A 15,314-nucleotide genomic window follows, 5' to 3' on the forward strand; every position below is an offset into this window, starting at 1 on the left:
CCTCAGCGACCAAAAGGGTTCCTGGGGGAAAGGGGGCCTTACGGAGCGATTCGGCTCAAGCAGCGACCAAAGCCAAACTTGATCAAAGGTTGCCAACTGACAAAGGCTCGTGAATAATCCGGGCTAGTGCTTTGTCCACATTTGACTTTAGGGTGTCAGCAACGTGGCTCGACGGTCCTCCGTAGAGAATCACGGTGGGGACCACCGTGCCACGTTTTAAGCCAACCCTCATTTCAAATATTGACGAAGCACTAGCGTCGGGTGTCGAGCAATACCCGCGGCTAGCGGGCTCTTGTTTTAGCCCTCATCGAAACCCGAAGCGTGAGTTTTGAAGTTGCACTTTTTTCGTAACCCGCTGCGTAAGCGAGGGATCATTGAAACTGACTCATCCCTCGCTTACGCTTCGGGTTACGATTAAATCAACAGCCCGGTAGCGCCGTCGGTTCACTTCACTAACGCTAATTTTTTATCTTGACAAAGCACGAGTTGGGAACATGCAGATGCCAACGTGTTGACCCCCACGGCTCACTTCCAAAACGATGGCCGGACATAACGCGAGAGCAATCGACCGATCGCCCCAACAGTACGCCACGAAACCCGAGCGGCTGGGTCTTGCCAAATCTCTTTGGATAGTTGCCATGCCGCTCCCGCCGGTGAACGATCGAGTTGATCGAGGACCGCCACCATCCGATCATTCCATGGCTTGCGGCGTCGGCCCAAACGCGAGGCTTTTGCGAGGCCCGGTGATAAACTCGATTCAAGCTGATTTCGGATGCAATCGTTTTCTTGTTGAAATCGATTTTCCGAAACATCCGCTTTGCTCAACTCCACCACGGTCTTGGATTGGTCATGAAGGCGAAACATCGCGCCCACATGATCCGAGTAAGTGACATGCGGGAACATGGCGAGGTATCGCACCAACAAATCCCAATCAAATCCATAGTTCAGCGCAGGATTGATTCCGCCACAGTCCCTCAAATGGTCCATGCGGAACCAAAGACCAGGTTGGCTAAATGAATAGTCGTCACATCGTAACATAGACAGTGCCGACAGATTCGAGTTGTACATCATTGAGCGTTGATCGACTGGGGAATTTCCGTTAGCGTCCTCGACCTTGACGCGAAAAGCAAGCAAATCCGTCTTCGGCCCGACACACCGAGCCAATTCCCACAACGTCCCTGGTTCGAGTCGATCATCGGAATTGATCCAATTGAACCATTCCCCGTCCGCCAGCGCGAGCCCCTTGCCGATCGCATCGGACTGCCCCCGATCCGGCTCGCGGATCACATGATCGATCTGGGATTCGTAACGGTCCAAAATTTGATGACTTTCATCGGTACTTCCCCCATCGACGACGATGTACTGCAAGTTCGGGTAATTCTGTCCGAGCACCGACCGAATCGTCTCTTCCAAAAATGCCCCCTGGTTATAGCTTGGTGTGATCACCGTGATTCGTGTTAACACGGAATGCGTATCAACACGCCCTGTCACTGGCACGACGTCGTCATCCCACGGCCATCGCCCCGACTGGCACGCTTCAGGGGAAACTCGCTTGGAACTCACCGAACCATCCTTGCCTCAGTGTTTTGGGACACCACGACCGCCGCGAAATGTAATCAAGATTCACAAACCCTCGACGATTTACTGTTTTTCATGTCCATTTTCATGTCCATCGGCGAGCGGAATGTTAACGGCGAACACGGATACCGATTCATTCGGCAACGAAGATGTAGCCGGGATCCATGGTTAGATACCATTCTCGCCACAACCGTTGAGCTTGTCGGAGCTTGCCATAATCTTGCTTGTCGCCGCGTACGATCTCCAGCCCAAAACCTTCGAACTTACGACTAATAAAACGCAACCCATCCCGAGCGAACGTTCGAACGGTGGTATCGGGATCGTCGAGCGCGAAAATAAGAGCGGGAACGACGCGAATTTCATCACTTTGCCCCAGCAAGCGAGCGGCGACGCGACGAGCCTGCCAAGACGAAGAACCACGCAACAGCCGGACCAAACGATCGATCTGCGCTTTCCGCGCGGTCGGCTCGGTCGCGAGCTTCATGTCTTCAGGAAGCGATTTACTTTCAAGAGAATCGGCACCATCCCCCTCGAGTATATCGAGCAAGTCGGTGACCGCTGCTGCGGGCGTTTCGCCTTTGATCTGAGTACCATCAACACGTATATTGGTCGTGTCCCCCGGCAGACCAAACCCGCCTGCGAGCGTCCCTTCCTGGCTTTGCTCGATCGCCTTCTGAGTGCTGCGACTGAGGAAGAGCACCGCAAAAGCCGTAGATACCGGGGCCGTGCTGTATCTAATTCCAGCAGGCCATCCACTCTTCCCGGTTTTACTGGATCTCAGCCATGAAACACCTTCGTTATACCAGGCAACGTTCGGCTTCTTCTCTAATTTCAATGCAATTTCTCGGAAGCTTTCGTACCTTTCGACGGTGTAGATGTTGTAGTAGGGCCAATCAGCTTTGACATCTTTGTTTTTCGCAAGCCACGTGTCCGCATCTTTAATCGAAGTCAAGATCGGCTCAACCGCGAAATCGGGTCGCTTAATTCCTAAGTTTTCAAATCCATCGACCAAAGGTCTTGCTGCCTCCGGCAAGTTAGGATAGGTAGCCAACTTTTGAGCTTCATCGCCCCACAATCGTAGTATATCAGCAGCAATTAAAAGAGCACTTCCTCCTGCGTACGTCATCGACAGCTTAGTCAATGGCTGTTTAATTCGAGTCTCTTTGCCCGGGTCGACACCCTGGTATGGCCACGCACCACTCGGATCTTGCACACGAAGCAACCACTTGATCGTCCGAACAACTCCTTCATAATCAATCAAGAGTCCAGCACGGTCCATTGTCCAAAGGGCAAGCATTGCATACTGGGTCTGCGATACATCACCATCTCGCTCTCCAGCATACCCATAAGCTCCGTTCCCATATTGTGACTTCCGAAAGTACTTCTCTAAAAGCTTAAGCTCTTTGAGATAGGCTGCTCTATCGACTTCGGCGAACAGCAGCGTGCAAACGGCAGCAACATAAACGGTCTTGCTTTCATGACCACCAGGATCTCTCCCCATCGTTTGAATGAATGCCTGAGCAGAGCGAATTCCTTGCTGCACAACCGGAAGAGCCGGATCGTGCTTTAATTTCATGGAAGCATAAGCCACCAAGGCATGCTCCCCAAATCCTCCCGAGAAGGGAACATCAAGTTTGTATAGTGTGTCTTTGAAATTTTTTGCTAGATAATCGGTACCGTCATCGATCATCGCAACGACCTCGGGGTCCTTCGAGGTGTAGGCCGAAGCATATTGATGCATGCAAGTGAGTTCCATGATTAGCATGGTCACGAATACAAGAAGAGTTTTTGAAGTGAACATCTAGGTTGACTCGCAGAAATGAAACGACAGCACACCTCGATTGTAACTGTCTTTTGCTCGCACCAACAGGATTTGAAGGGAAGGTACCCCTCGGAATTTTGCCGTTGGAGTGAGGCAGATCCGGACGCTCGACCTGCGCAATAGCACGCCACCACCCCTCTCGGCAGCTAACCTCACCCCCTCTGCCGAATGGGTATTTCTCTTAAATGCCAAGCTTTCGGGCATTTTCGACCGATATTCAAAGAAAAATCAACCTAGAAAAACTTACCCGGAAGCCGAAACTGACTCTAGCCAGCAATCACACAAGACGCTGCGTCAACTCTCAGGCCCGGTTCGGTGAATGATTTCCCCGACCCATCAAAACGAAGCCTCGTCTCCGAACCTCGAGAGCGAGATGTAAAAACGAAGCCCCTGAAAAGAACAAAATGATTCAATTGCGACCGGTGAGTGCTAGGACGAAATCACCGCCATCACGCTGGCCTTTCCTGCTTCGGGAAATTTCGCAGGCAGTCTGTGCCGAAGTGGCCTTCAATATAGCAGATGACTATCTGGAAATGGTTTTCGGCGGCAACTTCTCGATCGATACTATGGAGACGATCCATCTCAGTAAGCACACGGAAGGTCGTCTTTTTTTTTAGTCCTCAAGTCATCTCCGATAACGGCTTGCCAAGCCAGGACTTAACAAGACAAAAGGACGTGAAAGCGGCGTTGTCTAGCTACACCCTTGAATGGTCTAGAATCAGAGTGTATTCTCGAAGGTTTCTGGGCATTTTCCAGATCTTTCGCCTGACTAGGCTGAGTTTACTGCCAAAACTCGAGCTTCAAATAGAAAGAAGTGTGAGCGTTTTGAATTTGAATTGAAAGGTCGTTTTCGATTCAGGAAACACGTTTGATTTCTAAGTAAAGCTTTCGCGGTTTTGAAAAAATGACCGCAAAGATACCGCTGGAACTTATCATTCGAATTCTACCGAACTCCGGTAAAACACAATCCTCGATTAGCGTTGCGATTTTAACTCATATGCCCGCTTCTCAAATTGAGCAATTCAAACTACCACACACGCGCATAAGTCCCGTCTCTGGGTGGAGCCTACCCGACCTCGGTGAAGTCTTTCGCTATCGAGATTTATTCTTTGTTTTAACGCAGAGACAGATTTCCCTAATCTACAGGCAAAGTGTGCTAGGCGTTGGATGGGCAATTCTTCGACCGGTCGTTACAACTTTTGTGTTTTGGCTTATTTTTGGCAAATTCGCTGGCCTTGAAAATTCGCAAGATACCTCTTATCCGGTTTTTCTGCTTGCTGGACTTGTACTATGGAACCTGTTCGCGTCTTCGCTAAGTGGGGCATCTGATAGTGTTGTTGCGCAATCACACATCCTAACGAAGGTCTACTTCCCTCGTTTGATCCTGCCCCTATCGGCGGCAACGGTACCAGTCGTCGACTTTGTGATTCAATTCGCAGTTTTAGTCTGCATGATGGTGATCTACGGATTTCCTCTGAACGTGACCCAACTTTGCTTTCCGTTATTCCTCGGCGGAGTCATGCTAACCTCTTTGGCTGGCGGTATTTGGCTAACGGCGCTTCACGTGCGTTTTCGCGACGTCAAACAAATCGTCCCTTTTTTCCTTCAAATGCTTCTTTATCTCACACCAGTGATTTACTCGACATCCTTGGTTCCCGAACAGTGGCAATGGCTTTTACGCTTAAACCCGATGTTCGGAATGATTGAAGGATTTCGTTGGTCGCTTCTCGGAACGCCGCCACCTGAGTGGATTTCCCTCGCGTCGTCGCTGGGGCTTACAACACTACTGTTGATAACCGGATTGGTGTTTTTCCGAAGAACGGAAGCGTCTTTTGCAGACATTGTCTAAACTATGATATACAACCGCGAGTCAATGACTTGGCGTGCAACACTCGGGGACTTGACGTGCAACACTCGGGCAAAAACTCAGTGATGGTCAATACTGCAATCCAAGTTGAAGGGCTCGGCAAACGTTATCGCCTTGGTCTTACACAAACCGATTCTTTGACTGACCTCGCTGCCAGCATCACCCGCCGAATTTTTCAGACAGCTCCTAGGTCTGCTCAGAACACCAACAATACAACAAGCGATCCTGATTTCTGGGCCCTAAAAGACGTAAACTTATCAATCTCGCGGGGTGAAGTCTTTGGTATCATTGGGCGGAACGGCGCCGGGAAAAGCACGCTTCTCAAACTAATCTCGCGTGTTACAAGCCCGACAACCGGAACGATCGACATGTGGGGGCGGGTTGCGAGTTTGTTGGAAGTCGGAACAGGGTTTCACCCTGATCTGACGGGAAGGGAGAACGTATTCATGAATGCAACCTTGCTCGGCATGTCACGCAAAGAAGTCCGCAGAAAAATCGATGACATAGTCGATTTCTCAGGAGTCGAGAAGTTTTTTGATACCCAAGTTAAACGCTACTCGTCCGGAATGCGAGTGCGACTGGGATTCGCAGTCGCGGCACATTTGCAGCCTGATATTCTCATTGTCGATGAAGTTCTTGCGGTTGGCGACGCTGAATTTCAACGCAAGTGCCTTGGCAAAATGAAGGAGGTCGCAAACGACGGTCGAACGGTGCTTTTCGTCAGCCACAACATGGCCGCAGTGCGTGGCCTATGCACTAGAGCCTGCCTTCTTGAAGAAGGCAGGATGACCGCAATAGGCGACCTCGACGAAATTGTCAATAATTATGTGCGCACTCAAGGAGAACGTGGGACGGCAATATGGCGATGGCGTTCCAACACGGAAATACAATTGAAAGGATTACCAAGAATCCGCCCGATCCAGTTCTCCTCTACAAGCGAAGACGGAACCCCATGCCCGATCTTTACGACGAGCCAAGCAATTGTACTGCAATTTACTTTCGAATTACTTCATAACATCGACGATCTACGAATCGGATTTCTGCTGAGAAACCAATCGAATGTCACCGTCTTCGGTAGCAATACCACAAACACATTTCAAACGTCGTCAAACAAAGACAATACTCTTTCCGTAAGTTGCATCGTACCCAAGAATCTACTCAATCAAGGCATATATTCTGTAGACATAGGCGTCGATCGAATACCCATGGAAGCCGGCAAATTCTTGCAAGAAGACGCAATCTGTTTTGAAGTCACTGATGTCGAAGGACATGGCATTGCCGCAGAACGTTTGCCAGGAGTCGTACGCCCGTGCCTCCAATGGAGAATAGGAGGCCAATTTGAATAACACTCCTAGCCATGAATACTCTGTTGAAAACGCTGTCCGCTTTGAATGGGGCAGCGTTTCCTGCGAGCTTGAACCGAACCGCTCACGAATCCTGGAAACGCATCTCGTTGGCCCAAGAATTCTTGATGCGGGTTGCGGGGGAGGTGCCTACACACAGTTTTGCGATGAACTAGGAATGAAGGCGACCGGCATCGATTTTCATAGTGAGTTTCTCACATTAGCCCGGACTCGTTTTTCTTCGCCAACTTTTTCCTTGGCAAATATCACCAACTTACCCTTTTCCGACGGAGAATTTGACTCGACGTTTTGCTTTGACGTGCTGGAGCATGTAGACGACCGGGCTGCGCTGGCAGAATTGCTAAGGGTCACCAAACATCGAGTCATACTCGCTGTCCCACGAAATGCGGATGAAATGCTCTCCTTCAACCTCGTGTTCTCGACATATCGAGACCCCACCCACCTGCGTTACTACACGGAGGGTAGCCTGACTTCGCTGATTGAATCTCTTGCACCAGACGCGCGAGTGGAAATAGTTCCTGAGCTCATGTTGCCGACTCGTAAACTTCTGCTGCACTTGTGCCGCGCCGAAGCCGTAGGTACTGAAGGAACAATAGGATACCTCCTGAAAATAGCAAGGAAAATCGGCTTACCGGTCGGTTCCCTCGTTCATCAACGTGGGATTCGACGATTGGAATCACTGGCTGCGCGATCCTGGAACCAGATCCCGACCGGCCTGATTGCGGTAATCATCAAGTGAACAACGAATTCAAGCCTTGCATCGATCGTTATGTGCAGTCGAATGACCTCACTGACTCAAAAGCCTCTACGTTAAAAACGACGCAGTTCTTCTGCTGGGCAGCTGTTCTTACAATTGCGTTTCATGTGCTCTTGCAGTTTGACTTACTATTCTCGCAGCCGCAATTTGAGTTCGGCGATTTCGCTGCAAACAGTTTTGCGATCGACGACGCAGCCAAGTTAGAAAGAGTTCTTGGGAATTACTCCCGATTCGGATTCTCCCATCCAGGACCAGCATTCTTCTATATTTATGCCGGAGGAGAAAAACTATTTTACGACTGGCTTAAATGGTGTCCGGCCGAACACAACGCACATATCCTCACAGGAATTATACTTCAATCATTGTTTTGGGCAGTTTCGGTCACTGCGATCAGAGCCAGAATGACAAACTCGCATTCGGCGATTTTGATAGCAATGATCCTTTTGGCTTATTTCCAACTCACAGGCTACGCCTTCACGAGCATCTGGCCACCGCATCAGTTGCTCATGCCTTTTTTTTGCATGCTAGTCACCGCGACGTGCATTCTAGCGGGCGACCGAAACTGGCTATGGGCATTTGTATTATCTTGCTGCTTTTGTGTACACGGACATGTCGCCCAGCCACTTTTCGTGGTGCCACTTACAATCATGGTTGTTAGTTCCATTTTTTATGATTTACTTCAACGGTCAAGAAAACACGATGTCTCCCTGCGACGCTCGTTAGTAACATCAGTTTCAACAAAGCAAATAGCATTCTCGATCGCTGCAATTGCGGTATCTATTCTACCGTTGGTAATTGATCTTCAGTCCGAACGGTTTAGCAACACTGCGAAAATTATTGAGCACGCAATAGTAAACCGGAAACTCGATCACACGATGCTTGATTCTTTCATTTACTACCTAAATTTCTATTCGTTTTGGGGCAGCCAAGAAGTACCCGACCTGAAATTAGGCCTTGCTTTCTTGCAGACACACGGTTGGATTTGTGCTGCTTGGTCTGCTGGCCTAGCCGGTACCGCTTTTGCCTTTTGGCAATCAAGAGGGCATCACGCATCAGTAAGGCATTGTGCCGTTTCTCGATGGACCAAGATGGTTTTATTTCTGTCGCTTGTTTGTCATATACTAACGATTCGTTGGGGAATGATGATGGACGGCGAAATGTTTGCGTTTAATGGTTTTTTTAATTATGCAATTATCGCATTGAATATGGTTATCTGCCTAACGGTTATCTCGGGCTGGATTGGAGATCGACTTTCCGCTCCGGTTTGCGTATTCGTTGGAGCAACAATTATTGCCATAGTTTCAGTCTCTCTTGAACCGCCAGCAGAAATCGACAAGCACCCGAGTGACTTGCACCCGATTCCTAAGTGCATCCCGCCTCGCGAGATCACCAATGAATCGATTGTTTATTTTCGGTCATTTAACAACATGGGTTCTTGGGCGTGGATGGCGGGTCAAGCAAACGCCTGGCGAAAACAAGGCTTTCGGATCGCGGTGCCACGTGATCTAACACTCATACTTGGCGAGAGACGGAGCATTGAATCGCAACTCTGTGACGCAACAGGTGCGATACACTGTGTCGACTTCATGGGGCACAGAAACACAGACAACGGCGTTTTCGCCCTTCTGAAATGTACAGACCAGCTTACGCGTGAAGATTGTGAATATCGGTGGTCAATGCAAGAATTAGCAAGACACCAAAGTGGCTTTGTGATGGAGAGCGACACAAACCTGACCGATTCCGTAGTTACGGTCGGAAGAGTTAGTACATTGGTGATTCCTGCGATCGGCCAACTTCCTGAGCTAGAGTTACAGTTGGAGGCCGAATCGTTTCTAAGCCAGCCTTCGCAATTTGAACTGTCTCTCGGGGGAACGAAAATTTACTCTGGAAAAGTGGCCGGCCGGGAGACATTTATTATTCCGTTGTCACAGTCCCTTGTGAGTCGAGTCATAAAACAAAGAACAGCACTTGTCTTTTCAATGTCGCCTCCCGACGCAGATGCTGCTTTCTTTCGTTTGCCACCACAGCCCACCACAAACCTTAGAATCTACTCGGTTGAGCTGCAACGCCCAGAGTGATTGCATTGCAACCGTGTCGCAATGCGTTGACAACCTTTATATGATGCGGATTGAGAAATTGCAATGAAAGTCCTCTATGATGCATCCGTTCTCGGTGCAGCTCGCATATCGCAGAAGGGACGAACAGGTGTCTATCGTGTCGTGAATGAAATCGCAAGATACCTCATCGCGCGCGACGATATCGATCTCTCGTGGACGGCATTTGGCAACCACAACCATCTAGATGATGTGATCGAAATGTCAAGGAGCGACCCCGAGATGGCGGCCCCTGTCGTTGCTTCAATTTGGAGGCGCCATTGCCTCGATCTACTCGCAAAACCCTTGAATCGAATAGCAGCCAGCCATCTCTATCGTCTCGTTGCCCCCATTCTTCCCGCCGTGGATGAACTAAAAAAGCGAGCAACCTTTAACGAGAAACTCCTTGAAGGCTTTGATGTCCTACATAGTCCGTTCGGAAAACTTCCCGATGGAGAGCCGGGGAAGGGTCCGGTGCGAGTCATTACAGTGTATGACCTGATTGCGATTCGTTTCCCAAGTCTATTCGAGAATGGAATTTCGTTGCAGATCGAGGCAACAATTCAGAGTATCCTGCCGAGTGACTGGGTGCTCTGTATATCAGAAGCGACACGTCTTGACCTCCTTGACTACCGCCGCGATCTCAATCCCGACAGAGTGCGAGTTACCCCACTAGCAGCCGGAGATTGTTTTCGACCATGCGAAGACGAGATCCAGATAAACCAGGTTCGAATCAAGTACGGCATACCAGCAGGAGCATCTTATTTCCTGAGTGTTTGCACGCTTGAACCACGTAAAAATTTAAGGCACCTTATACGCGTCTTTGAACGCAATTACATGGCTTTCCCGCAAAACACTTATCTTGTACTGGTAGGAGCCACGGGCTGGCACCTTGACGAGCTGATGCGTGATATCGAATCCAGCCCGATCGGACGCGTTTTACCCACAGGATATGTTCCAGATGAAGATCTGGCACCGCTCTACAGCGGTGCGATTGCATTCGTGTACGTGTCACTTTACGAGGGATTCGGCCTTCCGCCATTGGAAGCGATGAAGTGTGGTACGCCCACGATTACTTCTGATAATTCGTCATTGCCAGAGGTAGTTGGCGATGCGGGGATTATGGTTCCAGCAAACTGCGAAGAATCCCTTGCCGCTGCGATGCAACAACTTGCGAGTGCACCTGAGGTTTGCACGGACTTGTCACAGAAAGGTCTAGATCGTGCCTTGCTTTTTTCCTGGGAAAGGTGCGGTCAGCAAACGGTACAGACGTACTATGATGCCATCGAGACTAGAGAGTAGATCGAAAACTCGCGATTAAAGCGTGTCACTCGAATATCAATAGGTTAGTTCTGCTATTTTAAGAGCCCATCCGAAAAGGGGTCTGACCCTTTGGAGGCGAGTCGATTTTTGGTTGCATTTTTGGCATCGCCGGAGAGGGTCAGACCCCTTTTCGGATAGGCTCTAATGACAACTGATTGTTAAACGTTCCGATGAATTGCATTTACGTTTTGTTTTTATGATTGAAGCCACTACACATTGTGCATGTCGGAGAAGTCTTTCATCCGCTCAAGTTTCTATGCAACGGGGGCGTATAAAGATCGCGCAGTGTCAAACAATTATTCATGACTCATTGTCATTAGAGCGAGTGAAATGAAAGTTTGGATTGACGGTATCGCATTTGAAAACGCTCAACAAAAAGGTATCTGGCGAGTATTTTTCGAAATCATGTCTCGGACAAGCCAGGTGATTGATTACACCCTCTGGCTACGTTCAGCAGCAAAACAACCGATTCCCAGGGGAGTTCGCGTTTATCAAGACAATGGCCGTGAAGAGATTGGACGATATAGCCTTTCAAAGCGCATCGTGCGTCGACTGGCAAACCGAAGCGTTCCCAAAGAGTTGAAAAACGCAGACCTTTTTCACTCCACTGGATTCACCCTGCCATTGCATGACGGGATCAAAACCGTCAATACGGTCTATGATATGATTGCGGAGTCGCATTTTTACATCGGGATCCGGGAACTGGAAGAGGGCATTTCCGTCAAGCAGCAAGCATACGAGCGAGCATGCTTGCTGTCATGCATTTCGCAAGCGACTGCGTCTGAGTTGACCGCTTATCAGCCACATCTAACCTCGAAAGCAAGGGTCATCCCGCTCGGACATGAGCATCTACTAAGTGAAAAGTCGACCGTACGAGAATCAATGGCAGGTTCAATGAATGCAGCACTCTTCATTGGCAATCGCTATGGCTACAAGAACTTCGTCAACTTGCTGTACGCCATGCTCACGTCAGCATGGCCGCCGAAGGTCGGCTTGCATGTTATCGGCCCCCCGTTCTCGTCGGCCGAGCTAGCGTGGATCAAAAGATCTGGATTAAGCGATCGCGTTAGCCATCTTGGCTGCTTATCAACCGCTGGTCTTTCGAGCGCTTATCGAACAGCCCGTTGTTTAGTTTTCCCAAGCTTTCAAGAAGGTTTTGGATTGCCATGCCTAGAGGCGCACTCGTTCCGATGTCCACTTGTTTGTAGTGATATTCCTGTCTTTCACGAAGTGGCAGGTGGAGCTGCTTTGTTCTTTGATCCTCATCTGCCCACCGACATTGCTCAGCAAGTGAATCGGATCGGTGACCCGAACGTCCGACAACCAATTATCGACGAGGGGACAGAGAATCTACTTCGCTTTTGTTGGGATACAAGCGCGCAAAGGACGGCGGAGTTCTACGAGGAAGCGTTAAGACAATAACAATTATTGCCGCTTGGAAACACGGAAGTATTTGCTTTGAGCGATCGTAGAGCGAACGTCGAGACGCCAACAGATCCCAAGGTAAGCAGGGTATTGAGAATCCTCCAGGATTGGCAACGTTCCAAGAGGGACTAATGAGTAGCCTGTATCGGGCAGTGTAGCAAACCGAACCAAGCGAGATTCTAAGGTGACGCCCACGATCTCACCGACAATCGTCTCAAAATCCTGCATCTCCGCAGCGGATTCGGCCTCGGCGGAATGGATACTCAACGGACCAAGCGTTTCTGTCACACCAATGTCGCTGCGCAGGTGATCCAAATCGGCATCCGCCAATGGTGATAGCAACACTGCAGCATAAACGCGACCGTCAAATGGGATTGTTGCTAGCGGTGTTTTCGAAGAAATTCGCAGCGCGGGCCCACCCGAAACACTTTTACCTATAAGTCGCGTCGCAGCATCGACAATTATTTGACTTGCTTCTCGATTCAAACTGGGGGGGCCTACCATTGTTATTCGTTTAGGGCCGGAAGGATTTTCGGGATCCAATGACTCCGATTCGATCGACAAAAGAAATGCGGCACTCGATGTGTTTTTGCGAAGATGAGCCGAACTGGCATTTGCGAATGCAGACCGCCAATGCATTAGTTCGTCCGTCGCGAGTCGGTAGGCTGCCAACTGCCCCGGCAACTCGGGGGATAGAGAAGCCATCTTTTCTAAGCTCAATTGACATGCTTCGTACAGGCGATCGGACCGACCGCCTAAACGACGCTGAGCAACACTGATATGATGCAGCAAAGAGCCCAATGCTCGCCGCACATCGATTGGCGACTGGGACGCCGCTATCATGTCAATCGTAGTCACATAGGATTCAATGCCTTCTGTGGTTAAGTTGCCCAATGCTTGTTGAATTTGCGAGGGCGCATTTCCATTTTTTGAGTCGATCAGATTGAAGGCGACCTCCAATGCGTGTGCTCGAATTACCGCTGCGGAACTCCTGCCCCACGCTTCGAGAAGCTCGGACATCGCGGTTTCAATTGTCACGATCGGATCATCCGTGTTCGTCAATGATCCCTCGAGCTCGGCCCGAATTTCCTCGCCACGTGCTTGGAAACTCATGGCGATTTCCAAGTTTTTCTCGATCTCCGTCCTGGCTGCTTGAGCATACCTGTCCGCACGGTTTTGGGCGATCATCGCGTCACCTGCGGCAAGCACCTCATCAAAATTCAATTTGTATTGGTTTCGCGTGATCGGATCGAATGGCGAGGTTTCAATTACAAGATTTAAGCCTTCTTTCTCCATCAGCGATTCGAATGCATCGAGCTGATTGCGAGCCAAAAACTGCTGCGATTGGTTGATGACTTTTTGTAACCTGGGGAGTGATTTCTTTAGCCTCACATCAAGTTTAACCTTAAGTTTTTGACCTTCTAAAGTATTCCCCCAACTTACAATCAGATGGTTAATGCCTCCGCCTATATCTCGCAGCCTTTGCTCAAGGTCGTATCCAGCTGGCTCGCCCATCTGCTGCAAATGTCTTGAGTCCCGGATGGCTTGGAACAAATCGCCCATCGCCGCCATCAGCTGGGAGCTTGGATAAGCTGACGCTTGGTTTTCGAGGCTCCGACAATGTAAAAAAAGATCCCAAACTTTCTTTTTGGTTGCGTAAGTCCGAACAACAAGTTCTTTTGCTTCAGGAATAGTTGCGTGAACATCAAGCGGAGCGTATTGGTTTCGATCGGATGGATTTGCTGAGATATTCAAAGGGAAGGCAACAATCAATATCACAAACCAGATTAAATTAGACTTGGCTGACGGCATGATTTAACCACGTATTGCTAGACGGATAAAATGACTGATAAAAAATTGTATCAGAATTTTTCACCGAGGAAGCAATTGGAAATAACTTCGGTATTTGGTTGAGATCATGCCCGGTCAGCCGAATCGGTGGGTTTGATTTGGCTCAGGAAGCTTTCCGAATTGTTGATGCCGGGCAATGAGTTCGCCGTTTCTGGCTTTAAAACCGTAGGCGGTTTATCTGGGGCGATTTGATAAACCAACGTCAAACGCTCGTGACCGCAGCGATGAGCGATCTCGGCCGGAATCGTTGACGGGGCTGCGGAGCTACCGGACTCTTCGTGCACTGCGGTTCCATTTCGCATCCCGAAAAACAAAGCCATTTTGATTTTCGACTTGATTCGGCATGGTCTCGTTTCCATCGTATCGGTGCGGGATGTTGCTGGCGTAAAGCAACCGTATCAATCAACGATTCCACCTACCGAATTAGCGGCATAGTCAGGACTCTCATTCATATTAGAACCATCGGATTCGTGGACAACACCGCATAAAGCAGCCGTTAATTGTAACAAACAGCGACACGCCGTTGTGCCAATCGGTAACCAAGAAGCTTCCCGGCCGTTATGCGGCCGATCTTGGCCGTGAGCTTATCCCTGCAGGCGTTTGGTCCAAGTGAAAATTCGCAGTGGCGGCAGGTTTCGCATCACGAACTGCGTGTGGGGGGTACCGAAGAGCGGTCGGGTGAAATGCAGAATGTCGTCCCGCAATTGATAGGCGATGAATGTGCCGCCGGGCGTTAACACGTCATCGATCGATCGAGAAATTCGCTTGGCGGTCGCTCGCGGAATCGAACTGAAGGGAATCCCTGAGACGATCACGTCGGCTTTCGTCAGATCATGAGCACGCAAAATCTCGATCAAATCGGCCGCATCCCCGAGTCGGCTGGTCAAGCGTGGGTCCTCGATTTCAGCCAAGGCGTCGGCCAAATCGGGCGTCTTTTCGACGGCGAGCAGTCGGGCGTCGGGCTTCATCGATTCCAACAAAGCGAGTGTCGTCCCTCCGGCACCGGGCCCTAATTCGACGACCGTGTCGGCCGAACGGACGCAATCTCGTCTGGCAATCCGTTCGGTCAAAAACACCGAGCTTGGAAAAATCGTGGCGACTTGAGTCGGCTGTTTCAACCACGCTTTGAAAACACAAGCGGCACGCCGTGTGTATGTCGAGGCTAGGGGACGTTCGAGCGTGAATGCCATCGTGGGTCTCGGGTGATCATTGAGTGCTTAACCGAAAAGGGATC

Annotated in this window: 11 protein-coding genes and 1 pseudogene; 7 read left to right on the forward strand and 5 right to left on the reverse strand. The window is 49.8% G+C overall.

Going from position 1 to position 15,314, the window contains the following annotated elements:
* Positions 1-525 precede the first annotated feature (525 nt).
* Positions 526-1,563 (reverse strand): glycosyltransferase family 2 protein, encoded by a 1,038-nt coding sequence (locus Pla100_RS05215; RefSeq protein WP_146576663.1) that lies wholly within the window; start codon positions 1,561-1,563, stop codon positions 526-528.
* A 148-nt stretch (positions 1,564-1,711) separates the two neighbouring features.
* Positions 1,712-3,379 carry a hypothetical protein gene (locus Pla100_RS05220; RefSeq protein WP_231602745.1) on the reverse strand — a complete coding sequence of 556 codons (1,668 nt, stop codon included), beginning with the start codon at positions 3,377-3,379 and terminating at the stop codon, positions 1,712-1,714.
* 407 nt (positions 3,380-3,786) lie between these two features.
* On the opposite strand from Pla100_RS05220, the pseudogene Pla100_RS05225 reads away from it, so the two are divergent.
* The 7 genes and pseudogenes from Pla100_RS05225 to Pla100_RS05255 all read left to right on the forward strand — a co-directional run.
* Positions 3,787-3,987, forward strand: a pseudogene (locus Pla100_RS05225) (ISKra4-like element ISRma1 family transposase); the annotation flags it as partial.
* A 317-nt stretch (positions 3,988-4,304) separates the two neighbouring features.
* Positions 4,305-5,249, forward strand: a complete 945-nt coding sequence (locus Pla100_RS05230; protein WP_146576664.1) for an ABC transporter permease — start codon at positions 4,305-4,307, stop codon at positions 5,247-5,249.
* Between the two features lie 83 nt (positions 5,250-5,332).
* A complete protein-coding gene (locus Pla100_RS30345) occupies positions 5,333-6,613 on the forward strand; it encodes an ABC transporter ATP-binding protein (RefSeq protein WP_197167716.1) in 1,281 nt (426 codons plus the stop codon).
* Entirely contained in the window at positions 6,606-7,370 is a 765-nt protein-coding gene (locus Pla100_RS05240) for a class I SAM-dependent methyltransferase (RefSeq protein WP_146576665.1), read from the forward strand. Before Pla100_RS30345 ends, Pla100_RS05240 begins: the two co-directional genes overlap by 8 nt.
* Entirely contained in the window at positions 7,367-9,466 is a 2,100-nt protein-coding gene (locus Pla100_RS05245) for a hypothetical protein (protein WP_146576666.1), read from the forward strand. The genes Pla100_RS05240 and Pla100_RS05245 overlap by 4 nt, the downstream gene beginning before the upstream one ends.
* Before the next feature lie 63 nt (positions 9,467-9,529).
* On the forward strand, positions 9,530-10,783 hold the full coding sequence (locus Pla100_RS05250) for a glycosyltransferase family 4 protein (RefSeq protein WP_146576667.1): 1,254 nt from the start codon (positions 9,530-9,532) through the stop codon (positions 10,781-10,783).
* A 351-nt stretch (positions 10,784-11,134) separates the two neighbouring features.
* The gene (locus Pla100_RS05255) at positions 11,135-12,226 is read left to right on the forward strand and encodes a glycosyltransferase family 4 protein (RefSeq protein WP_146576668.1); all 1,092 of its coding nucleotides are present in this window, start codon (positions 11,135-11,137) and stop codon (positions 12,224-12,226) included.
* 3 nt (positions 12,227-12,229) lie between these two features.
* Here Pla100_RS05255 and Pla100_RS05260 read toward each other — a convergent pair whose 3' ends face one another.
* The 3 genes from Pla100_RS05260 to Pla100_RS05270 form a co-directional block, all read right to left on the reverse strand.
* Positions 12,230-14,041, reverse strand: coding sequence for a hypothetical protein (locus Pla100_RS05260; RefSeq protein ID WP_146576669.1), 1,812 nt, complete (start codon positions 14,039-14,041; stop codon positions 12,230-12,232).
* 104 nt (positions 14,042-14,145) lie between these two features.
* On the reverse strand, positions 14,146-14,400 hold the full coding sequence (locus tag Pla100_RS05265) for a hypothetical protein (protein ID WP_146576670.1): 255 nt from the start codon (positions 14,398-14,400) through the stop codon (positions 14,146-14,148).
* 264 nt (positions 14,401-14,664) lie between these two features.
* Entirely contained in the window at positions 14,665-15,270 is a 606-nt protein-coding gene (locus tag Pla100_RS05270) for a class I SAM-dependent methyltransferase (RefSeq protein ID WP_231602746.1), read from the reverse strand.
* Between the last annotated feature and the right edge of the window lie 44 nt (positions 15,271-15,314).

Source organism: Neorhodopirellula pilleata, assembly GCF_007859915.1.
Lineage (GTDB): Bacteria > Planctomycetota > Planctomycetia > Pirellulales > Pirellulaceae > Rhodopirellula > Rhodopirellula pilleata.